This is a genomic window from Shimia biformata (genome assembly GCF_016888515.1).
Lineage (GTDB): Bacteria > Pseudomonadota > Alphaproteobacteria > Rhodobacterales > Rhodobacteraceae > Shimia_A > Shimia_A biformata.
Genome location: NZ_JAFEJK010000001.1, coordinates 1,520,718 through 1,542,929 on the forward strand (window position 1 = coordinate 1,520,718; position 22,212 = coordinate 1,542,929).

Consider the following 22,212-nt stretch of genomic DNA (forward strand, 5'->3'; position numbering starts at 1 on the left):
TTCAATCGCCCTGCAATGGGTGGATCAAGAGCGACCAATAATACTCCGCCGCCCCTTGTTCGCTCAGTGCGTCGTTGTCCTGCCCCAGACCGAAATGGGGCATTCCCATCGGTTTGAGGAATAGCTTCTGATCGTCATTCTCGACAGATATGCTCTCGTTGTATGAGTTTGGTGGCGCTTCATCGCCGTCGGAATACGCGATCACATTTCCAAGAATTCCGCCCAGCCGGATGCTACAGGCGGCATCCTTGGTGCCGTCGCGGTATATAGTGGCGGTGAAAGTGTTGCCGTCGACCTTGCGATGCCGGGTTTCGATTCCGCTGTTTCGCGCCTGCAATTCCTCAAGCGACCCTTGGAAAAAGCGATCCATATACTCGAATGCGTTGAGTAAAAACCGATCCTTATCCGCTTCGGTGAATTCCTTTCGGAGACGCAGGTTTGAAGAGCGCGGTAGTTCGGCGACCAGCTCAGCTTCAGACGCAACCTGCTCGATATACTCGTGAACCTCTTGCGGTTCATTGGCAGCACTGATTTCAGCAATCGCACCGCGTATCCAGTTTGTGACATCTAGGAACGCTTCATCCCGGTTTGGCCAAGTCGTGATTGGCTTGCCATCTGTTGGCGTGACCAGAAACTGCGCCAAATCTGTATGGGTCCAATCACAGGGACGGAGGATCACCGAGATTAAACGCGCTGTACCCTCGCGATGCCGTTCCAATGCACGACCTTTTTCGATCTTGTAGCAATACTCCGATGCGAGAAAATCCGGACTGATCAACAAAATGACGATGTCGGCCTCATCAAGCTCTTTGCTTATGGTCCAATCGAGCCTGTCGCCCGCGACCATGCGACGGTCATGCCAGACATCGATCAGCCCCTGCCGCTTCAGCATAGCAAGCTGGACTTCAAGTTCGTCACGAAGCGCCTCGTCTTTGTGCGAGTAGGACATGAAAACGCGGGCAGCCATCACGATGCCTCGTAAGATTGGATGATCAGGTCTTTGGCTTGTTCAAAGTCCTCGTGGTTTTTCACGGTGACCTCCAAGTCACCGGTGCCGAAATGCCCGACCTTGCGCACGTCACGGGTGAATCCTTCCTCAAGCTCGACGCTCGGCGGGTCGACCTTCAGATAAAGCCTGATCACGTGAATCTGCGGTTTCACTTCGACACAAGCGAAGTTCTTGATCCGCTTGAACGCGAAATAGTTTCGAAGCTCTTTCTGAACGACATCATCCCCAAGCCCCATCATGAAGATCTCGATGTCAGCATAGAGGTCAGTAAGCGCTTGGTCAGCGTCGGCCAAGCTCTCTGCATTGGTCTTATATTTGTGCGGCTTCCCGGTTGCCGCGTCGACCACGGGCAGGGGCTTGGTCGAGACTGCCGTCAGCAAGTCAAGCAACAACAGATCGTTGCCGAAACGGCGGTAGCGGATCAACTCGATATTCCGGCTCATCTGCTTCACCGCATGGGTATCGTACTTCGTGAAATCCGCCGCGATGCAGATCAAACGTGGAGCGCTCCACTCGACGGCGTCAGCCGTCTCCTTGTCGAACCGGTCACGCACCAGAAGTTCGAAATCGCCCCGGTGGTCCATCAGCCAATCGAGGTAGAACAGGCCTTGGTTGATGACGTTTTCACTCCGCTCACGCTTGTATTCGATGATGACCGGATAGCCGTTCTCGTCGATCCCCAGCGTGTCCATCCGTCCGCCGTTCGAGGTGACGTACTCCGACGCCAGAAATCGCACCCCCAGCAGGGTCTCGAGGTTCTGTTCGAACAGGGTCTGCAACGACTTTTCCAGCGCTGAGGATGAACTGGAAAGCTCAGACAGGGTCGCGCCGGTCTGTTGGAATAGTTTGATGTCACTCATGCGGACACCTTTCTACGGGGCTTCTTGGTCGGTGCCTTCTCAGAGGCGATCCGAGCAAGGAGGGTGCTGGCGGGTTCGTCGTTCGGGTCTTGCGGGACGAGGCGACCGGTGAAGGCGTCTTTCAGGATGGACTGGCGGAGCGAGGCGGAGCGCTTGAGTTCGGTTTCGCAGAACTGCTCTAAAGGACGATGCTTCGCTTCGGCTTCGTCGATCAGGCGCATGCACTCTTCGATCTCATGTCGCGGTGGTATGGGAACCGCGAGGGCCTTCAGCGTCGTTCCATTGATCTTGGGCATGTTGCCCGCAGTACCTGTTGCGTTTTTCCTGAAGTAGCGTTTCGCGAACTCGAAATTGATCCACGCAACAGCCCAGCGCGCCATCAATTCATCCGTGAAACGAAGGCGCATCATTAAGTCAGGGTAGATGTATTCATTATCAGGCCCCGGAAAGATCGCGGCAGTTCCGACGTACTCGATGGTATTGCCGCGCTGTACGAGCACGTCGCCGGACTTTAGCCAATATTTCGAGTCCGGCTCTATGACCGCCCCGACTACCTTGATCGTGTTCTCGTCAATAATGAAATGACCGGAAGTCGTCGCCGTCAATTTGAATGACTTGACTCCTTCGCCGGTATTCGACGCCTTGGGGGAAGTGCCATTCGTCGGGCCATTATAGATCAGCGAGGCGAGTGACGCCCAAGTCCAGTGATCGGGCAGATCGGGCATGTCGGAGGTCGCAGCCGTGACCGGCTTTTTGTAGCGCCCGCTCCACAGGGTTTGACGTGCCTCTTGAATGGCTGCGAAATGATCGTGACCATGCTCCAACACCCCTTCGCGCTGGGCGCGCCATTCGGTGGTGAGTTGGCCGGTGACGGCGGATTTCAGGACGGATTGGCGATAGCGGGTCAGGAGCTTCTGAACCTCCCGCACCGATTCCTCGCCCTTGTCGAGCCGGGCGAAGAGCGTGTCGAGCTTCTCGACGATCCGTCGTTGTTCATGCAGGGGTGCTATCGGCATTGGAAATGCCTTCAAGATCGTCTGACTGATATTCTGTTGACCGCCGCCTTGACCAAGCTCTACGAGTTCACCGCGAGCCAGTCGCAAATAGTATAATGCGAAGCGCTTATCCACGATTTCTTCGTTTACATGGCAGAACGCAATCGCTTGGTTTGTCGCGCATTCGATCCGGGTAATCCCGAGCTTTCCAATCGAACCGTACATTGCAACAAGGAGTGTTCCGGGTGGAATGATCTTGGCCGATGAGTTTGACAGGCCAAGGTCGGTGATCGAGGTCTCCGCTTCGACGATGTACCCATCATGCAGGTCCCCGATTTTCAACCAAGGGATGTTGCCACCGTAGTAGTCACCATTCGTTCGGTTCGGTGTTCCGCCGCTTCCCCAAGAACCGATCTCCGTCAGCGTGACCCACTGCCAATTGTCCGGTATTTCTTTGATGATCTTCATGCCACGAGTGCCCCTTGGAGGTCGTCGAGCATATCATGCAGGCCGGACCCAAAGACTTCACGAGCTTTCAGTATTCCGCCTTCATCCGCCAAGCTCGGTGCCTCCAAGAAGTCACGCGGACCGATCTCAGCATTTGCGGCAATAAAGCCCGCAATGGTGCGTAGCCAGCCCATTTGCTCTTCGGTGTAGGCCCGCCCGGCATTCTTCTCACGCCCGATCCAGAGGTTGAAGCGCTGTTCAACCTTGGTTGCGAAAGGTTCCAAAACCTTGTCATAGCCCAGCGCGAAGCGCACGAGGCTGACGATCTCGGTCAGTTGCTGATCGACCGGCGCGCCCTTCACCGTGGCGGCGTCCAGCCGCTTGTAGGCTTGCCAGACATCCGCTGCCAGCAGATGGTGCGGCGGGTCTTTCATCGCCTGCGCCAGTTCCTTGATCGTCGCATTGGCCAGCCGCTGAGAGGCGTAGGACTGGTTGTAGATGATCTGAAGCGCGGTCAGTTCATCCTTGTTCTCGTCGATGAAGGTCTTGAACGAGGCGATCTTTTCTTCGGCGTGCTTGAGGTCGAAATCGGCGTGGATCAATTCGTCGGTCGTGAATTCGTCGATGACGATGTCGGTCTGCTTCTTGATGTCCTTGAGCAAGTTGCGGACCGGCGCGGCGTCAAACGGTTCGCAAGCGTCCTCAACCAGTCGTTCGATGACCTCCTGTTCCTGCTCTGGCGTCGGCGCTGGGCCGTGGGCCTGTTCGATGGCCTCAACTTGCTTGTCGGCGTCAATGGCGTCCAGCAGGGCGTTGGCAAGGTCGCGTGGCGTCTTGCCGCCCGTGGCCTCAGCAATGCGCCCACGGTCTTCAGGGACGAGCTTGCGGTCGAGTGCTGCCAACCTTCCCGCGAGGCTCGACAGGGCGTCCTCGTCGCGGCGGCCTTGAGCGATCTGATCGATCAACTGGTCGAAGGACATCGACTTCTTGCGTTCGAGTGGCTGCGAGGCGTTCTTCTTCGTTTCCGACACGCCGACGGCGTCGATCAGCACGAAACGGGTCTTGGTCTGGGCATCCGGCGTCACCGCCTTGAGGTCTGCATCCGGGATCGTCCGCACCCCGCGCCCCTTCATTTGCTCGTAGTAGCCCTCAGACTTCACGTCGCGCATGAAGATCAGCACTTCGACCGGCTTAATGTCGGTCCCCGTGGCGATCATGTCGACGGTGACGGCAACGCGGGGGAAGGGGTCGACACGGAAGGCCTTGATCAGCGACTTGGGGTCTTCGCCGGTGTTGCGGTACGTGATCTTCTTGGCGAAGTCGTTGCCCTCGCCGAAGACCTCGCGGACGGCATGCACGATCTCTTCGGCGTGGTTGTCATCCTTGGCGAAGATCAGGGTCTTGGGGAGCCATTCGCCGGTGCGATCCGGGAAGAGTTCGGTAAACACGCGGTTCTTGTACGTCTCCAACACCGTACGGATTTGGTTCGGCGCGACGACCGATCGGTCGAGTTCCTTCGAGGTATAGTCCAGATCGGCGTCGAGTTCCTGATAGCGTACGGCTCGTGTGCGTTTGTCTCGGATCGGGACCTGATAGCCAGCCTCAGCGTCGACCGTGCCGCCTTCCTCGGTGACCTTGGTGCGAATGCGGTAGACCTCATAGCCGACGTTGACACCATCCGCGACGGAGCGCTCGTAGGGGTACTCGGCAACGAGGTTCTGGTTGAAGTAACCCAGCGTGTGCTTCGAGGGTGTGGCCGTTAGGCCGATGATCGAAGCATCGAAGTATTCGAGGACCTGCCGCCAGAGGCCGTATATCGAACGATGGCATTCATCGGTTACGATGAAGTCGAAGGTCTCAATGGGGATTTCCGGGTTGTACTCGACTGGCGGGACTTCGCCCTCTTCTGTCTGCCACGTCTCGAAGGCGGATGCTTCTTCGTCTTCCTCTTCGATCTCCTGTCCGCGCAGCATCGCGTAGAGCCGTTGGATCGTGGTGATCACGACCTTGGCGTCGGGATCGATCCGGCGACCTTGAAGTTGCTGGACGATGTAAGTGTCAGTGAAGCGGTTGGCAGCACCCGGCGGCTGAAAATTCTGAAACTCCTTCAGCGTCTGGTCGCCAAGATTGTTGCGGTCGACTAAGAACAGGATGCGTTTGGCTCCGGCGTGCTTGATCAGGCGATAGGAGAACGAGCATGCCGTGAAGGTCTTTCCGGCACCGGTCGCAAGTTGGATCAGGGAACGCGGGTTATCTGCCGCGAGCGATACTTCCAAGCCGTTGATGGCTTCGATCTGACAGTCGCGCAGCCCGGTTTCATCCAAAGGCGGCATATCGTTCAGTGCCGCTCTCAAGGTTCGTGGCGCCTTCAACCAACCGTGCAACGTCTCGGGTCTATGGAAGGCAAACACCCGCCGCGAGCGGGGCTTGGGGTCGCGCATGTTGCGGAAGAACGTCTCCTGACTACTGCTCTCATAGTCGAAGACAAGGAGGTCATCCCATTTGGCGAGGTGTTCCGGCAATCCGCCCATGTACTTGTCGGATTGGTCCGTAACGCCACTGAGCGTCATGCCTTCCTTTTTCGCTTCCACGACGCCAGCGGCCTTGCCGTCTACGAAAAGGAGGTAGTCACATGGGCCGGTAGTCAGTTGGAATTCTCGCACGGCAACACCGAGTGCGGCTTTGCGGTTAAACTCATCAGGATTTTGCACAAGCCAACCTGCCCCACTCAAAAGCCTATCGATCTGTTGTCGAGCAACTTGCTCCGGGGTCAACATCGCTCCCTCCGCTCCATCTCATTTCCCCTTTGCCAGTAGTTCCTTTGCCTCGAACGACTTACTAAGGGCCTCATCAAGGGAAAATATATCTGCCGCAGTCTCTAAATCCGGCGTTACAAGCGCTCCATCTTTCAGCCGTGGAGTTTCAAGCCTAATTTTTCCAAATGCAGCAGGGAACTCCACGTTCACCCACTCTATACCCTCAATGAATGGCCTCAATGGTGGGGGCGATGAAAACACATCCTGAATCGCATCTTCTGCCTCTTTTTGCGTAGTGTAAAACGTTTCGAAAGCTACAGCCTTCCTCCCCTTGGTCATTGCCGCGCCTGACGAATACGAACCGTCGCCTGCAAACAGCTCCAGCAGAAAGACATCAGTGATCACAACCTCATCAATGACAAGGCCTGAACCAATTCTCTGGTTCAAAATAACCATTGGAGTTATTTCAATTTCGGCGCCATCAACGTCGAGCGCGTCTTCGACCAAGTGCTTATTCTTAGAAAGCCACTCAGCCTTTCTTCTGGCCTGACCAGCAGCTTCCTCCAGCTTTGATAGATGGCTGTACCGTTCAATTGATTCATTCGGCGCGATCAAACATTTTAGCTCACCAACGATAACACGCCTTCCAATCCTAAACAGTAAATCGATTTCTTCGCCACCTTCACTAACTTTATTGATGGCATGTGGAAGACATGCGAAGTCGTCTATGATCTTGTTCCCTGCCAAGGCCGCTTGAACGCGCTTACGAGTGCCCTTTTCAAAGGTTCCTCCCAGACTCTTCGCTTTTGTTAGGTCTGGCCCTAAGAGTTCGGTCAGTGTTCTTTCAACAAAGCGAGTTTTAGTTCCAACGTCTACCGACGGCATGACGATCATTACATGCTCTTCGTCAAGTTCGACTAAAGGGTGCAACCAAACACCTTCCTTGAAACACTTCCCTGTATCGTCCGGTGATAGCACAAGTTGAGATAGGACGGATGCAGCAAAGCTTTCCTCAATGCCCAAGCACTCCCGGAATACACGTACACAATCCTTTTTGGACACCCGAAGCGAGAACTCTCTGGCATCTCGGTAGCCACGAATAATTCGTGCGCGAATATTTAAGCGCATGGCAGCACCTAGTTCGCCCAATACCCAGAGAGCCTTTATGAGAAGTCGCATCGAGATCTCAGATCCCGCAACCTCGATTGGCACGTCAAGATAGTCGCCTATGTAAGATCGTTCTAGTACACCCAAAGTTTCGTTAAGCTTCTGAAGCCTTCCTCCAGATGGTTTCGGAAACGCTAACCCTGTTCTCCCACCTCGCAGGCGCGAAACAAAAACTGACCTGATATCTTGCGTGTCGTCTCGGTCTTCTGGAAGGTCGTGAAACAGTGCAAGCGGCCCCCAAAGCGCCGCTTCCGTGCGCATTTGGCTTGCGTACCAATAACCGTCAAGTTCTCTATCCGCAGGGCCGAAGGTCAGGCCCTCGCCGTCTCCCTTTAACTCTCGTCCCTCCCAAAGCGCCGACATCCAAAGGTCTCTAAGACCAGACTCAACTGAAAGCGCCCAACCTGCTCTCAATTCCAAAAGCCCGAAGTCAGTTCCGATGGGTTCACGGTCGTCAGACAGTTCTTTTGCTTCGAAAAACCAGTGAGGCAGAGTATCTACAATTGCGGTCACCAAGTCATCAGGAGACATGTTCTCTTGAGGGGCGATTTGACTACCAGCCTTGCCAATCTCCATCAGATGAAAAGGAGATGAGTCTTTCGACTTGGCGCGCTCGGCTTGTCTCTCGCGAAAGTCCCTAATGAGGGCAAAGTAGTTACGATTGGCGGACCCTACGGCAAGAATCAATGCACTGCGTTTGCTTATGTCTTTGAAGATTCTTTTTATATGCCGGTCTCTGAGAGACGAGACCTGATTTCCGAAAAAGATCGCTGACATGCATAGCTTGACGTCCCGCTCATTGCCTTCGGCTTCCTCCAATGCTTCTTTCCACTCATCAACACGAAAGTTCTTTGCGAAGGGAGAACTGAGCCTATCGCCTCCACGAGTCGCCCGCGTAAATATCGGGCTACTAAGGTCTTTTGTGCGTTTCAATGAGTATGTCCCGATTTAGGCTTGGTTAAAGTTCTTTCGAACTTCCAAGACCCACAATATACCTCAAGCTGAAATCGATCTCGGAGTGACCTGTTTAGAAACGACGGTTCAGGATCCATAAGGTGGAGCCTGAACTAAGTCTGTAACCGTATAGCTTACACTGATCGTCCCGTCGGGTTTTCTAATTGTACCGATCTCAATTTCGGCGTGAAAGCGATCACCTAGAGTTATTCCCTCTTCATTCTCAATTCTCTCTAAATAATCTTGGCTCACTTGATGGCTGAATTTTCCAGAAATGATCTCTTCAGCGCCGTCTCGCTTGAAATCGAAGGTCCTTTTTATTGGAGACAGCCCAACAAGAGTCCCAGTCCATGTAACGGGTTCAATTTTGACGTTCGTTTCTGTTATTCGCCTGTAAGCTCTCTCAATTCCGGCCCGGTCAAAACTATATTGGCGATCCGGAAGATTGGCCTTTAGCGCCGCTTCGTTCTTCTCAAGGTGGCGAAAAAACTTTGCCAGAGCTGTAAAAACCCTTGGATTGATCTCATCTACGTCGATCAGAAAATCGTCTTCGTCTTCCTGCGTAAACTCATTAAATAGCGCTGTGGCCTCCTCCAATGTTTCCCTGATAGGCGTTTTTACGGCGCTCATCTGACTTGCATCCTTCTCTTCTAGAATGAAACCGAAAGAACCTGTCGCGACGCCGCGTATGTAAAGCGCTGAAAGATCCGAACCTCTTATTTTGCCACGTTGAGCAAGTTCGCCGCTTGAATTTGATGCGAAAATTCTTGTCACGATGCCCTGAAAGTACGAAAGGGCCTGCGCAGCAAAACTAGCATCGATGCTGCGTGATCCATCTACAGGTGCACCATCGAAAAGGATTGAAATCTCCGCCACACGGGCATCGCGTTCACGAAGAGAACCCAGCTCCTTGTTGACAGCCTCTAAACGCGTCGAAAAGTTCAGACGCCCCACGATGTCTCCGTCTGCTTCGGCCTCGACTACGAGAGCTTCTAGTTCTGCCTTCTGGCTTTCTAGATCAGATAATCTCTGGAGATCAGACATTGAACTTGATCCCTATAGCTTGATCAATAGCTGCAAACTCCATTGGATCCACAGCCAAAGGAATTTCTAGAATGCCTTTCTTTGCGTCTGAGCCACGCATGTCGCTGAAGAGTCCGAACCAATATGTTGTGTTTCTGACCAACGAACGCGAACCCGCATCGAGATCAACAGCATATGTATCGCAGTGATACACCGGTTTCATTTTGGCGGCGTCAAAAAAAGTGGCATGAATCTGGTTCGCGTAGTCTAGACTCCAGCTATTTGGTTGGCTTTGGTACTTCAGCGGCCTGTTGAAGAGCGTTACCACGTCGATGTCGTTTGGGCTTCTGTTCCTCAGGGCTTCCACGTTCTCAATGAAGCTTCCGTCGATCCACTGAGAGCCTGAAACGAAGCCCCCAGTATGCAGGTGCTTTCGGTACTCGTTAAAACCTTTTAGCAACTTTGCCCGTTCGGGCGAAGTGCAGAAATGTTCAACGACCTCCTGCATAGTTGCCGGATAAGGCGAGCGGGCGTTTGGAATGGTTGGATGACCTGAAATGAAAGGCGGTAACGCTCCATGGGGTGCGAAATCGGGTATGGGCATGCGAAAACTCGTGGTCTTAGTCAAGAAACAACCTAACCGTGAAAGTGTCCCGATGTCCAAGACTATAATGCGATCTGTTGCCGCCGAGTTAACCAATCATAAGTGCTTGCCCTTGTTCCAAGGTGTCAGACGTTTGCGGTCTTGACGCGGCTGTTGAGCACACCTTCACTAAAAGGTCAGCGATGTTCATGATAAATGGGTTTGGTAGCGGGCGTAGTGACTACGCTTGCTTCAAGTACGACCCCAGAATCTTTGATTTACTTGCAGCTTTGCAAAATTGGTCCACAAAATGGCTTCAACCAAGTAGAAACCGTCCGGCAACATACTGATAAATATATACTTTTCAGGATTTAGTGGTGCCCGGGGGCGGAATCGAACCACCGACACGAGGATTTTCAATCCACTGCTCTACCCCTGAGCTACCCGGGCACGGGTGAACGGCGTTGCGTTCGGGTGCGGTGCTTTTATGTCGGGGGGCGGGGCGTGTCCAGAGGGTTCTTGGAAAAAAGTGACGGCTTTTTTCGGCGCGCCGAAATTGCCTTTGGACCTGCGGTGACCGGCGCCAGAAACACGGCTATTCCGGGTTGCATGGGATGCAGGGCGGGGATGTGTCTGCATGGGGTGGCTCGGGGCTTGGCAAGGCGGGTTTCAACGCGTATACGCGCGGCTTGATCCCAGTCTAGGAGTGACCCGATGCCGGGCAGTGCAAATCTCAACATCATGATCAAGGCCGCGCGCAAGGCGGGGCGGTCGCTGGTCAAGGATTTCCGCGAAGTCGAGAACCTGCAGGTGTCGATGAAAGGCGCGGGCGATTTTGTCAGCCGCGCCGATGTTGCCGCTGAGAAGATCCTCAAAGAGGAACTGCTGGGCGCACGTCCGAACTATGGCTGGCTGGCCGAGGAAGAGGGCAAGGAGATCGAGGGCGCCGACCCGACCCGCCGCTGGATCGTCGATCCGCTGGACGGGACCACGAACTTCCTGCACGGTCTGCCGCACTGGGCGGTGTCGATTGCGCTGGAACATCGCGGCAAGATCGTCGCCGGGGTCATCTTCGATGCCGCCAAGGACGAGATGTATTTCGCCGAAAAGGGCGAAGGCGCCTGGATGAACGAGACTCGCATCCGCGTCTCGGGCCGTCACCGCATGATCGAGTCGATCTTTGCCACCGGCCTGCCATTTGGTGGTCGCGCCGATCTGCCGGCAACGATTCAGGACCTGGCCCGTCTTTTGCCCGCCACCGCCGGTGTGCGGCGCTGGGGGGCGGCGTCGCTGGACATGGCCTATGTTGCCTCTGGCCGCTACGACGGCTTCTGGGAGCGCGGGTTGAAACCCTGGGACATCGCGGCGGGTATCATCCTGGTGCAAGAGGCCGGTGGCCTGATCGAACCCCTGCGCGAAGGGGGCGATATCTTTGGGGATGGCGAGGTGATCTGTTCCAACGAGCCGATTTTCTCGCATTTTTCCAAGGTCATCCGGCAGCGTGGCTGACACATGCTTGCCCGCTGTGCGATTTGCCGCTAGGCGGGTGACATGAGGATCCTTTTTCTTGGTGATGTGATGGGCCGCGCCGGGCGCGCGGCGATTGTCGAGCGGCTGCCAAAGCTGCGCGACGACTGGCGGCTGGATTTCGTCGTTGTCAATTGTGAGAACGCGTCGAACGGGATGGGGCTCAGCGCCGCCCATGCCAAGCTGCTTCTGGACGCGGGCGCGGATTGCCTGACGCTGGGCGACCATGCGTTTGACCAGAAGGACATGCTGCAATTCATCCAGACCGAGCCGCGCATCCTGCGGCCGCTGAACTTTGCCCAAGGCGACGTTCCGGGGCGCGGGCACCGCGTGTTCGAGGCGCGCGGCGGACGCAAGGTTCTGGTCACGCAGGTCCTGGGTCAGGTCTTTATGAAGCGGCCGTTCGCGGATCCGTTCTCGGCCATTGATGCGGTGTTGAAATCGCACCCGCGGGGCGGGCTGGTGCAGGCCAGCATCGTCGATATCCACTGTGAAGCCACCTCCGAAAAGATGGGTATGGGGCATTTCTGTGATGGCCGTGCCACGCTGGTCGTGGGCACCCATACCCATGTCCCCACCGCCGACACCCAGATCCTGCCGGGCGGCACCGCGTTTCAGTCGGATGCGGGCATGTGTGGCGACTATGACTCGGTCATCGGGATGGAAAAGGTCGAACCGATGCGCCGTTTCGTGACCGGCATGGCCAAGTCGCGCTTCACCCCGGCCACGGGCGAGGCGACGTTGTCCGGCGTCTATATAGAGACCGACGACAGGACCGGCACCGCCACGCGGATCGAGATGGTCCGGCAGGGCGGCCGTCTAGCGCAGGCCGGACCGGAATGAGCGGCAACCTCGGGTCGGGGCGGCTGTTTGCCATCCTACTTCTTCTTGGGGCGGGATGGGGGCTGACCCAGCCATTGACCAAGATCGCGGTCAGCGAGGGGTATCAGCCCCTGGGGTTGATCTTCTGGCAAATGGTGATCGGCGCCGTGTTCTTGGGGGCGCTGCGACTGGCGACCGGGAAGCCGGTGACCCTGCCGTTGAAACACCTGTGGTTCTTCATCCTGATTGCCCTGATCGGAACCGTGGTGCCCAACAGCTTTTCCTACAAGGCGGCAACGCATCTGCCCGGCGGGGTGATGGCGATCGTGATTTCGCTGGTGCCGATCTTTGCCTTTCCGATCGCGCTGATGATGGGGACCGACCGATTCAACTGGCTGCGTCTTGGCGGGCTGATTGCCGGGTTTGTTGGCGTCGCCTTCCTTGCCAATCCACAAAGCCTGCCGGATGCGGCGCTGGTGGTCTGGATCCCGGTCGCGCTGATCGCACCGCTTTGTTACGGGTTTGAGGGCAATATCGTTGCGAAATGGGGCACGCATGGGCTTGGCCCCGGTCACGTACTGTTTGGCGCCTCGGTGGTCGGCGCGCTGATCGCGCTGCCCTTGGCGGTGGTGTCCGGCCAGTTCATCGACCCGCGCACCGACTGGAATGCGCCCGAGTTCGCGCTGGTGGGCACGTCGGTGATCCACGTGCTGGTTTACACGGGCTATGTCTGGATGGTGGGCGCGGCGGGCGCGGTCTTTGCCGCGCAGGTCAGCTATATCGTCACCGGCACAGGCGTTGTCTGGTCGATGATCCTGCTGGCCGAGCGCTATACGCTTTGGGTCTGGGCGGCGCTGGCGCTGATCCTGGCCGGCATGTTCCTTGTTCAGCCGCGACAAGGTAATCCTGTTGCCGAGGCGGATGCATTCGGCAAGAATGGCGGCAATCGTTGAGAGATCTGAAAATAGATGCTTGAGCTCTTTGAGTTTTCACAGACCACGCAGGCCCTGATTGCGCTTGCCACGGTCGCCTTGATGTTTGTCCTTTTCCTGCGTGAAAGCTTCCCGGCGGAAGTCGTGGCGCTTACCGGTGTCTCTCTGCTTCTGGTTCTTGGGGTGCTGCCCTATGACATGGCGCTCGACGTGCTGTCGAACCCGGCGCCCTGGACCATTGCGGCGATGTTCATCGTGATGGGCGGGCTGGTGCGCACGGGGGCTTTGTCGGCCTTTACCCACATGGCCGACAAACAGGCCAAGACCAACCCGAAACTGGCGATCGCCATGCTGATGGCCTTTGTCATCGTCGCCTCGGCGGTGGTGTCGAACACGCCTGTTGTCGTCGTGATGATCCCGGTCTTCATCCAGCTTGCCAAAACCCTGGGCACCCATGCGTCAAAACTGCTGATCCCGCTCAGCTATGCCGCGATCCTCGGGGGCACGCTAACCCTGATCGGGACCTCGACCAACCTTCTGGTTGATGGTGTCGCGCGGGCGCAGGGGCTTGAGCCCTTTACCATTTTTGAGGTCACGCCGCTTGGATTGATCCTGGTGGCCTGGGGCATGTTCTATCTCTGGGCCTTCGGTTCCAAGCTGCTGCCGTCCCGCGACAGCATGGCCAGCCTTTTGTCGCGCGACTCGTCGAGCAAGAAGTTCTTTACCGAGGCGGTGATCCCGCCGGAGTCGAACCTGATCGGCCGCGAGGTCCAGGGGGTTCAGCTGTTCAAGCGCGACGGTGTGCGGCTGGTCGATGTGATCCGCGGCGACCTGTCCCTGCGGCGCAATCTTGAGGGGGTCGAATTGCAGGTTGGCGACCGTGTCGTCCTGCGGACCCGCATGACCGAGCTTCTGTCTTTGCAACGCAACAAATCCCTGAAGCGGCTTGATCAGGTCGGCGCGGTCGAGACCTCGACCGTCGAGGTTCTGATCACACCGGGTTGCAAGATGGTGGGCCGGTCACTGGGCTCGATGCGCCTGCGCCGCCGCTTCGGGGTCTACCCGCTGGCGGTACACCGGCGGAACCAGAATATCGGCCAGCAGCTGGATCAGCTGGTGGTGCGGGTCGGCGATACGCTTCTCCTGGAAGGGGCGCCCGAGGACATCCAGCGCCTCGCGCGTGAAATGGAACTGGTTGACGTAAGCCAGCCTTCAGAGCGCGAATTCCGCCGCGGCAAGGCGCCGATTGCCCTTGCCGCGCTGGTGGGGATCGTGGTTCTGGCCGGGTTTGGGGTCGCGCCGATCTTCTTCCTGTCTATCCTTGCCGTGGCAGTGGTTCTGGTGACCCGCTGCATTGACGCGGACGAGGCATTTTCCTTTGTCGATGGCCGCCTTCTGGCGCTGATCTTTGCCATGCTTGCCATCGGCGCGGCGCTGGAAAGTTCGGGTGCGGTGTCGCTGATCGTGGGCTTTGTCGCGCCGTTTCTGGGCAAGCTGCCGCCTTTCCTGGTGGTCTGGGCGGTCTATCTTCTGACCTCGATCCTGACAGAACTGGTGTCAAACAACGCCGTTGCGGTTGTTGTGACACCGATTGCCATCGGGCTGGCCAGCGCGATGGGCATCGATCCGCGCCCCTTGGTGGTGGCGGTGATGGTGGCAGCCTCGGCGTCCTTCGCGACACCCATCGGCTATCAGACCAACATGATGGTCTATGGCCCCGGCGGTTATCGCTTCAGCGACTTCCTGAAGGTGGGGATTCCGTTGAACCTGTCGGTGGGGTTGCTGGCCTCGGCGATCATTCCGATGATCTGGCCGCTGTAAGTGTGGGCAGGGGGCGCTGCCCCCTCGCTTGAAAACAGGTTTTCAAGCTTCACCCCCGAGGTATTTGGAGAAAGAGAAAACGCCGCCCCGCGTCTGTCCGGGGCGGCGTTTTTTTTGGGTTACTTGCGCTTTTTCGGCGGCATCAGGTCGGTGATCGTGCCTTCGAACATCTCGGCGGCGAAGTTCACCGTTTCGCTGAGCGTCGGGTGCGGGTGGATCGTATGACCAAGGTCCACGGCATCCGCCCCCATCTCGATCGCCAGCGCGACCTCGGCGATCAGGTCGCCGGCGTTTGGCCCGACGATCCCGGCGCCGATCACGCGGTCGGTTTCCTCGTCGAAGATCAGCTTGGTGATGCCTTCGGACCGTCCCAGCGACAGTGAGCGGCCCGACGCGGCCCAGGGGAACACGCCCTTGCCGACCTTGACGCCATCGGCCTTGGCCTGCGCCTCGGTCACGCCGACCCAGGCGACCTCGGGGTCGGTATAGGCGACCGACGGGATCACGCGGGCGTCGAAATGGCGCTTGTGACCAGCCGCGACCTCGGCGGCAACCTTGCCCTCATGCACGGCCTTGTGCGCCAGCATCGGCTGGCCGACCACGTCGCCGATGGCGAAGATATGGGGCTGTCCGGTGCGCTGCTGGCTGTCGACGGGGATGAAGCCTCGTTCATCCACGGCAACCCCTGCGGCGGCGGCATTGATCTTGGCCCCGTTCGGGCGGCGGCCGACAGCGACCAGAACCTTGTCGAACGTATCCGTGACCTCTCCGTCCGGGCCTTCCATCGTGACCTTGAGCCCCTTTTTCTGCGCTTCGACAGCGGTGACCTTCGTCTTGGTCAGGATCGCCTCGTACCGGCCCTCGATCCGCTTGTGCAGCGGTTTCACGATATCCTTGTCGGCGCCGGGAATGATCTGGTCCATGAACTCGACAATGGTCACTTTCGATCCCAGTGCGTCGTAAACCGTGGCCATTTCCAGCCCGATGATGCCGCCACCCAGAACCAGAAGGCGTTTCGGCACGTCAGCCAGTTCCAACGCCCCGGTCGAGTCGATCACGCGGTCGTCGTCATGCGGGATGAAGGGCAGGGTGACGGGTTCGGACCCGGCAGCGATGATGCATTGGTCAAAGCTGACGGTGGTCTTCTGGCCGTCATTGTCGACCTCGATCATGTTCGGCCCGGTGAAGCTGCCATAGCCGTTCACGACCTGAACCTTGCGGCCCTTGGCAAGCCCGGCCAGACCGCCGGTCAGCTGTTTGACCACGCTTTCCTTCCAGCTGCGCAGCTGGTCGATATCGACCTTGGGCTTGGCAAAGGTGATGCCGTGTTCGCCCATCTCCTCGGCCTCGGTGATGACCTTGGCGGCGTGCAGCATGGCTTTCGAGGGGATACAGCCAACATTCAGGCAGACCCCGCCCAGCGACGAGTCCTTCTCGATCAGCACGACCTTCTTGCCGAGATCGGCAGCACGGAAGGCGGCGGTGTACCCGCCGGGGCCAGAGCCCAGAACCACCACTTCGGCATGCACATCGCCTGCGCCGGTTGCAGTTCCGGTGGCCGCGACAGCCTGTGGTGCGGCGGGGGCGGCGACCTCGGGTTTCGGGGCTTCGGCAGCAGCTGCGCCACCTTCGGCCTCCAGCACAAGGATCAGTGATCCTTCGCCCACCTTGTCACCTTCCGCGACCTTGATTTCCTTCACCACACCAGCGGCGGGCGAGGGGACTTCCATCGTCGCCTTGTCGCTTTCCAGTTCGATCAGCGGGTCCTCTTCGGCCACGGTGTCGCCCACGGCCACAAGGATCGCCACCACGGGCACTTCCGAGAAATCACCGATATCGGGTACTTTGACGTCCATCAGATTGTCCCCCTTACCACATCAACTTGCGCATATCGCCAAGCAGGGTCTTGAGCGTCACGCAGAAGCGTGCAGCCAGTGCCCCGTCAATGGCGCGGTGATCGTAGGACAGCGACAAGGGCTGCATCAGGCGCGGCACAAACTCCTCGCCGTTCCAGACCGGGGCCATCTTGGACCGTGTCAGGCCAAGGATCGCCACTTCGGGCGCGTTCACGATCGGGGTGAACGAGGTGCCGCCGATGCCGCCAAGCGACGAGATGGTGAAGGTCGCGCCCTGCATGTCGGGGCCTTTCAACTCGCCTGCACGCGCCTTGGCGGACAGTTCCATCAGGTCTTTAGAAATCTCGACCAGACCCTTGCGGTCGGCATCCTTGATCACCGGCACGACTAGGCCGTTGGGCGTATCCGCCGCAAAGCCGATATTGTAGAAATCTTTCTTGATCAGCTTGTCGCCATCCGGGTGGATCGACGAGTTCACTTCCCAGTGCTGTTTCAGCGCCGAAACGCTGGCCTTGATCACGAAGGACAAGAGCGTCACGCGATAGCCTTCTTCCTTGGCCGCCGTGTCCATTTCCTTGCGATAGGCGTCCAGTTCGGTGATGTCGGCCTCGTCATTATGGGTGACATGCGGGACGTTCAGCCAGGACCGATGCAGGGCCGGGCCGCTGATCTTCTTGATGCGCGGCATCTCGACGTCCTCGGTGGGGCCGAATTTCGAGAAATCCACAACCGGGATCGGCGGAATACCCATGCCGCCCTGCGCGCCGCCTGCGGCAGGCGCGGAAGCGGTCGAGGATTTGAGGAAGGCGGTCACGTCCTCGCGCAGGATACGTCCCTTGCGGCCCGTGCCGTTGATCTTGGCAAGGTCCACTTCCAGTTGCCGGGCAAAGGCGCGCACCGACGGCGATGCGTGGGCCTTTCCGAACCCGGCATCGGTCACGACCGGCGCGGGGGCAGGGGCTGCCGCAGGCGCGGCGGGCGCAGGGGCCGCTGCTGGTGCGGCTGCAGAGGCTGCAGGGGCTGCGGCGGGCGCTTCGGCTGCACCGTCAGCTTCCAGGATCAGAACCAGAGAACCTTGGGAAACGTTATCCCCTTCTGCGACCTTGATCTCGACCACCTTGCCCGCGGCGGGCGAGGGCACTTCCATCGTCGCCTTGTCGCTTTCCAGTTCGACAATCGGGTCTTCTTCCGCGATCACATCGCCGACAGACACCAGAACGCTGACGACCGGGACGTCCGAGAAATCGCCGATATCGGGAACTTTCACTTCAATAGCCATGTTCAATTCTCCTCTCGTCCCGCTCAAACCAGACGCGGGTTCGGCTTGGCGCCGTCGATGTCATATTTTGCCAGCGCCTTTTCCAGCACGGCCTTGGTGATGCTGCCTTCGCGGTAGAGATCCACCATGGCGGCGGCAGCGATGTGGTTGGCGTCGACCTCGAAGAAGCGGCGCAGGTTCACTCGGCTGTCCGACCGTCCAAACCCATCAGTGCCCAACACGGTATAGCGGCGGGGGACACAAGGCCGGATCTGCTCGGCATAGTTCTTCATATAGTCGGTGGCGGCGATGATCGGCCCTTTGGACTTGGCCAACTGGGTCGACACAAAGCTTTCCTGCTGCTCTGCCAGCGGGTTCAGGCGGTTGTGCCGCGCCACGTCCTGGCAGTTGCGTGCCAGTTCGTTGAACGAGGTCGCCGACCAGATTTCCGAGGTGACGCCGAAATCTTCTTCCAGCATCTCGGCGGCCTTGATCGCCTGCACCAGGATCGTGCCAGACCCCATCAGCGTGACATGTTTCTTGCCGGGCTTCTTGACCTCTTTGAAGCGGTAAAGCCCCTTGATGATCTCGTCCTCGACGCCCATCGGCATGTCCGGGTGGGCATAGTTCTCGTTCATCAGGGTCAGGTAGAAGAACACGTCTTCCTGATCGACATACATGCGCTGCAGCCCGTGGTGGACGATGACGGCCACCTCGTGCTGGAAGGTCGGGTCATAGGTGATGCAGTTCGGGATGGTGCCGGCCAGGATGTGGCTGTGGCCGTCCTCGTGCTGCAATCCCTCGCCGTTCAGCGTGGTGCGGCCTGCGGTGCCACCCAGCATGAAGCCGCGCGCACGGCTGTCGCCGGCGGCCCAGGCCAGGTCGCCGATCCGCTGGAACCCGAACATCGAGTAATAGATGAAAAACGGGATCATCGGCACGCCGTGGTTGCTGTATGCAGTGGCGGCAGCGATCCAGTCGGCCATGGCGCCGGCTTCGTTGATGCCTTCCTGCAGAACCTGCCCGTCGACCGATTCCTTGTAATAGGACATCTGGTCCCGGTCCTCGGGCGTGTAATTCTGGCCCATCGGGTTGTAGATGCCCACGGACCGGAACAGCCCCTCCATCCCGAAGGTGCGGCTTTCGTCCGGCACGATCGGAACCACCTGCTTGCCGATCTTCTTGTCCCGCAGCAGCGTGGTCAGGATGCGGACAAAGGCCATGGTGGTCGAAATCTCGCGCTCGCCGGTGGATTTCAGCTGGGCCTCGAATTTCGACAGGTCGGGGATTTCCAGCTTGGGCGTGTCGCGCCAGTCGCGTTTCGGGAAGGCCCCGCCAAGCGCCTTGCGGCGGTCGGCCAGATAAGCCTTTTGCGCGTTGTTCAGTGCCACGAAGGGGGCTTTTGGCAGGTCTTCGTCGCTGACAGGGATGTCGAACCGGTCGCGGAAGGCGCGCAGTTGATCCTCGGCCATTTTCTTTTGCTGGTGGGTGGTATTCTGCCCCTCGCCAGCAGTGCCCATGCCATAGCCCTTGATGGTCTTGACCAACAGACAGGTCGGCTGGCCCTTGGTCTCGGTTGCACGTTTGAACGCGGTATAGACCTTCTCGGGATCATGGCCGCCACGGTTGAGGCTCCAGATCTGCTCATCCGTCCAATCCTCGACCAGCGCCGCCGTTTCGGGGTATTTGCCGAAGAAATGCTTGCGGATATAGGCGCCGTCTTTCGATTTGAACGTTTGGTAATCGCCATCGACGGTTTCGTTCATCAACTGGCGCAACCGGCCGCTGGTGTCTTTCTCAAGCAGCTGATCCCAGCCCTTGCCCCACAACAGCTTGATCACGTTCCAGCCCGCGCCGCGGAAGTCGCCTTCCAGTTCCTGCACGATCTTGCCGTTGCCGCGCACCGGCCCGTCCAGACGTTGCAGGTTGCAGTTGATGACGAAGATCAGGTTGTCCAGCCCCTCGCGCACGGCAAGGTCGATGGCGCCGCGGCTTTCCGGCTCGTCCATCTCGCCATCGCCGAGGAAACACCAGACCTTGCGGTCGGCCATGTCGATATGGCCGCGGTTGTGCATGTATTTCATGAACCGCGCCTGATAGATCGCCATGAGCGGGCCAAGTCCCATCGACACGGTGGGGAACTGCCAGTAATCGGGCATCAGCCAGGGGTGGGGGTAGGACGACAGCCCGTTGCCTGCGACCTCGGAGCGGAAATTCTCAAGCTGCTCCTCGGTGATGCGGCCCTCCATGAAGCTGCGCGCATAGATGCCGGGGATCACGTGACCCTGGAAGAAAACCAGGTCGCCGCCATGGATTGCGGACTTGGACCGCCAGAAATGGTTTAACCCTATATCATACATCACGGCCGAGGACGCGAAGGACGCGATATGGCCGCCGTATTCCGAAGATTCCTTGTTGCGCCGCACCACGGTTGCCATCGCGTTCCAGCGGTTGATGGTGCGGATGCGCCATTCCATCTGCAGATCACCCGGAAACTCGGCCTGATCGTCGGCCGGGATGGTGTTCTGATAGGGCGTGGTGGCCGAGAACGGCAGGTTGGCACCAGCGGCGCGGGCCTGCTGAACGGCCTTGTCCAACAGGAAATGGGCGCGGTCGGCGCCATCACGTGCAATCACATCTTCAATGGCGTCCTGCCATTCAAGGGATTCCACCGGATCAATGTCTTGGAACTCGGTCGCCATGAAGCGCTCCTCCTCCTGGGTTACGTGGCGTTCACTTCTTATAGTTTAACGTTAAACTATTTAGGTAGGCGCATTGACGCAGGGCTGTTATGCGCTGGGCGGGATGCTGTGCGGGGCGGGGGCGCTGGGTGCGCTTTGGCCAAGGGGTAGCGGTGCCGGGCGGCGTGAGTGTGGGTGGATGAAGGGGGTGGCCTCTTGGTCTGTGCGCCCGAAACGATCACGGTAATCAGCAGCGACGATGCATGCGGCCATCCCCGGTGCCTTATATGGTTTTCAGGTCCGGAGACACAATTTGATCTTGCGGCATGGGAACTCATGCGGAGCGTGGGAATTCATGGTCCAGATGGGAATTCATGGGGCGTTGCGAGGGCGTCATTGGTTCCCACGCCAAGCGCAATGCGCCGAATCATACTGGATTTCTATAAAATTTCGCGATTTGTCGCCGTGTTTTCCCGGACACATTGCGTTCAGATGCCCGCGATTCGACGGATGTGCCGAAAATATTGGGAAAACATGGGAAGAAATTTGGGTCACCATCAATGACACAATATATAGTTGAAAAGCGACCGATGTTTGGAATATGGTGTGTTTGTTCTGTGGATAACTGATCAATATCCTGATTTTCCACCCCCCGAGAAACAACATCTGGTGCATATGGGGTGCAAATACTTGTTGATTTCCATGAATTCCCATGTCATCCCTAGATACACGATGAGGACGGGAGACAAAGGGGCAACCAAGACCCCCAGAGAACTCCAAAGTCAGGTTTCATACAGGCACCCGCTTTCATCGAACCAAGAGATCCGGCGCGCGGGCGAGCAGACATCCCCCCAGGTGGCGCGCGCAGCTGGACACCCCGCAAAGGCGGGACGAGGGCGGCGGATTGATCAGTGGCAGCAGATCAATCCGCCGTTTCCCGTAAAGGGCCCAGCAAAACGGGCCGCGGATTTCCGGGGGAACGAGATTGAGACAGGCGGGGGCTTGTTGGGACAGGGAGCGGGTCTTTCATGGCACGCAGATTCAGAGGCGAAAGCGACCACAAGGTCGATGCGAAGGGCAGGGTGTCAATCCCGGCCTCTTTTCGCCGTGTGATCGAATCCTGTGACCCCGAGTGGACCGAAGGCCTGCCGCCGCGCCTGATTCTGGTCTATGGCGGCGCCACGCGCGACTATATCGAAGGGTTCACCATCGAGGCGATGGATGAGGTCGACGAGAAGATTTCCAGGTTTCCCCGTGGTTCGGCCAAGCGAAAGGCGCTGGAGCGTCTTTATTCGGCGCAGGCCGTCGAGATCACCGTTGATGAAACCGGTCGCATCGTTCTGCCGGCAAAGCTGCGTGAAAAGATCGGACTTGAGGGCATGGCCCGTTTCATCGCATCCGGCGACACGTTCGAAATCTGGAAGCCTGAGGCGGACGAGGCCACGATCGATGCGCTGGACGAGGAGGGCTTTGATCCCGACCTCGACCCGTCAGCCTACCTGGACGGGGACCTGGATTAAG

Annotated in this window: 15 protein-coding genes and 1 tRNA gene; 5 read left to right on the top strand and 11 right to left on the bottom strand. The window is 58.1% G+C overall.

Annotation, left to right across the window (positions count from 1 at the left end; all coding sequences use genetic code 11):
* Position 1 precedes the first annotated feature (1 nt).
* From JQ863_RS07355 to JQ863_RS07390, 8 genes are all read right to left on the bottom strand, one after another.
* Entirely contained in the window at positions 2-967 is a 966-nt protein-coding gene (locus tag JQ863_RS07355) for a toll/interleukin-1 receptor domain-containing protein (RefSeq protein WP_239113229.1), read from the bottom strand.
* Positions 967-1,869 carry a DUF5655 domain-containing protein gene (locus JQ863_RS07360; RefSeq protein ID WP_204113645.1) on the bottom strand — a complete coding sequence of 301 codons (903 nt, stop codon included), beginning with the start codon at positions 1,867-1,869 and terminating at the stop codon, positions 967-969. The genes JQ863_RS07355 and JQ863_RS07360 overlap by 1 nt, the downstream gene beginning before the upstream one ends.
* Positions 1,866-3,332, bottom strand: coding sequence for a restriction endonuclease subunit S (locus tag JQ863_RS07365; protein WP_204113646.1), 1,467 nt, complete (start codon positions 3,330-3,332; stop codon positions 1,866-1,868). The genes JQ863_RS07360 and JQ863_RS07365 overlap by 4 nt, the downstream gene beginning before the upstream one ends.
* Complete coding sequence (locus JQ863_RS07370; protein ID WP_204113647.1) at positions 3,329-6,088, bottom strand: type I restriction endonuclease subunit R; 2,760 nt, start codon at positions 6,086-6,088, stop codon at positions 3,329-3,331. Before JQ863_RS07370 ends, JQ863_RS07365 begins: the two co-directional genes overlap by 4 nt.
* Positions 6,089-6,106: 18 nt before the next feature.
* The gene (locus JQ863_RS07375) at positions 6,107-8,167 is read right to left on the bottom strand and encodes a hypothetical protein (protein ID WP_204113648.1); all 2,061 of its coding nucleotides are present in this window, start codon (positions 8,165-8,167) and stop codon (positions 6,107-6,109) included.
* A gap of 108 nt (positions 8,168-8,275) precedes the next feature.
* Positions 8,276-9,232: a hypothetical protein gene (locus tag JQ863_RS07380; protein ID WP_204113649.1), complete on the bottom strand. Its 957-nt coding sequence runs from the start codon at positions 9,230-9,232 to the stop codon at positions 8,276-8,278.
* Positions 9,225-9,839, bottom strand: coding sequence for a DUF6932 family protein (locus tag JQ863_RS07385; protein WP_204113650.1), 615 nt, complete (start codon positions 9,837-9,839; stop codon positions 9,225-9,227). Before JQ863_RS07385 ends, JQ863_RS07380 begins: the two co-directional genes overlap by 8 nt.
* Positions 9,840-10,169: 330 nt before the next feature.
* Positions 10,170-10,244 (bottom strand) — tRNA-Phe (locus tag JQ863_RS07390).
* 264 nt (positions 10,245-10,508) lie between these two features.
* Here JQ863_RS07390 and JQ863_RS07395 point away from each other — a divergent pair.
* Genes JQ863_RS07395 through JQ863_RS07410 form a run of 4 tightly spaced genes read left to right on the top strand, consistent with a single transcriptional unit; the run spans position 10,509 to position 14,896 of the window.
* The gene (locus JQ863_RS07395; protein ID WP_204113651.1) at positions 10,509-11,303 is read left to right on the top strand and encodes an inositol monophosphatase family protein; all 795 of its coding nucleotides are present in this window, start codon (positions 10,509-10,511) and stop codon (positions 11,301-11,303) included.
* Between the two features lie 42 nt (positions 11,304-11,345).
* Positions 11,346-12,164 (top strand): TIGR00282 family metallophosphoesterase, encoded by an 819-nt coding sequence (locus tag JQ863_RS07400; RefSeq protein ID WP_204113652.1) that lies wholly within the window; start codon positions 11,346-11,348, stop codon positions 12,162-12,164.
* Positions 12,161-13,096: a DMT family transporter gene (locus JQ863_RS07405; protein ID WP_204113653.1), complete on the top strand. Its 936-nt coding sequence runs from the start codon at positions 12,161-12,163 to the stop codon at positions 13,094-13,096. The genes JQ863_RS07400 and JQ863_RS07405 overlap by 4 nt, the downstream gene beginning before the upstream one ends.
* A gap of 15 nt (positions 13,097-13,111) precedes the next feature.
* Positions 13,112-14,896: an SLC13 family permease gene (locus JQ863_RS07410; protein WP_204113654.1), complete on the top strand. Its 1,785-nt coding sequence runs from the start codon at positions 13,112-13,114 to the stop codon at positions 14,894-14,896.
* Between the two features lie 119 nt (positions 14,897-15,015).
* Here the strand turns inward: JQ863_RS07410 and lpdA are convergent, their stop codons facing one another.
* From lpdA to aceE, 3 genes are read right to left on the bottom strand one after another with little or no spacing between them, the layout of a single operon-like run.
* A complete protein-coding gene (lpdA, locus tag JQ863_RS07415; RefSeq protein ID WP_204113655.1) occupies positions 15,016-16,752 on the bottom strand; it encodes a dihydrolipoyl dehydrogenase in 1,737 nt (578 codons plus the stop codon).
* Positions 16,753-16,765: 13 nt separating this feature from the next.
* The gene (gene aceF, locus JQ863_RS07420) at positions 16,766-18,031 is read right to left on the bottom strand and encodes a dihydrolipoyllysine-residue acetyltransferase (protein ID WP_204113656.1); all 1,266 of its coding nucleotides are present in this window, start codon (positions 18,029-18,031) and stop codon (positions 16,766-16,768) included.
* 23 nt (positions 18,032-18,054) lie between these two features.
* Positions 18,055-20,712 carry a pyruvate dehydrogenase (acetyl-transferring), homodimeric type gene (aceE, locus tag JQ863_RS07425; RefSeq protein WP_204113657.1) on the bottom strand — a complete coding sequence of 886 codons (2,658 nt, stop codon included), beginning with the start codon at positions 20,710-20,712 and terminating at the stop codon, positions 18,055-18,057.
* Between the two features lie 1,007 nt (positions 20,713-21,719).
* Here aceE and mraZ point away from each other — a divergent pair.
* The gene (gene mraZ / locus JQ863_RS07430) at positions 21,720-22,211 is read left to right on the top strand and encodes a division/cell wall cluster transcriptional repressor MraZ (protein WP_204113658.1); all 492 of its coding nucleotides are present in this window, start codon (positions 21,720-21,722) and stop codon (positions 22,209-22,211) included.
* Position 22,212 lies beyond the last annotated feature (1 nt).

Coding starts and splice junctions, on each gene's coding strand:
- JQ863_RS07400 (WP_204113652.1), top strand. CDS start 11,346: ATGAGGATCCTTTTTCTTGGTGATGTGATGGGCCGCGCCGGGCGCGCG.
- aceF (WP_204113656.1), bottom strand. CDS start 18,031: ATGGCTATTGAAGTGAAAGTTCCCGATATCGGCGATTTCTCGGACGTC.
- JQ863_RS07360 (WP_204113645.1), bottom strand. CDS start 1,869: ATGAGTGACATCAAACTATTCCAACAGACCGGCGCGACCCTGTCTGAG.
- JQ863_RS07395 (WP_204113651.1), top strand. CDS start 10,509: ATGCCGGGCAGTGCAAATCTCAACATCATGATCAAGGCCGCGCGCAAG.
- JQ863_RS07355 (WP_239113229.1), bottom strand. CDS start 967: ATGGCTGCCCGCGTTTTCATGTCCTACTCGCACAAAGACGAGGCGCTT.
- lpdA (WP_204113655.1), bottom strand. CDS start 16,752: ATGGACGTCAAAGTACCCGATATCGGTGATTTCTCGGAAGTGCCCGTG.
- JQ863_RS07380 (WP_204113649.1), bottom strand. CDS start 9,232: ATGTCTGATCTCCAGAGATTATCTGATCTAGAAAGCCAGAAGGCAGAA.
- JQ863_RS07405 (WP_204113653.1), top strand. CDS start 12,161: ATGAGCGGCAACCTCGGGTCGGGGCGGCTGTTTGCCATCCTACTTCTT.
- JQ863_RS07365 (WP_204113646.1), bottom strand. CDS start 3,332: ATGAAGATCATCAAAGAAATACCGGACAATTGGCAGTGGGTCACGCTG.
- mraZ (WP_204113658.1), top strand. CDS start 21,720: ATGGCACGCAGATTCAGAGGCGAAAGCGACCACAAGGTCGATGCGAAG.
- JQ863_RS07370 (WP_204113647.1), bottom strand. CDS start 6,088: ATGTTGACCCCGGAGCAAGTTGCTCGACAACAGATCGATAGGCTTTTG.
- JQ863_RS07410 (WP_204113654.1), top strand. CDS start 13,112: ATGCTTGAGCTCTTTGAGTTTTCACAGACCACGCAGGCCCTGATTGCG.
- aceE (WP_204113657.1), bottom strand. CDS start 20,712: ATGGCGACCGAGTTCCAAGACATTGATCCGGTGGAATCCCTTGAATGG.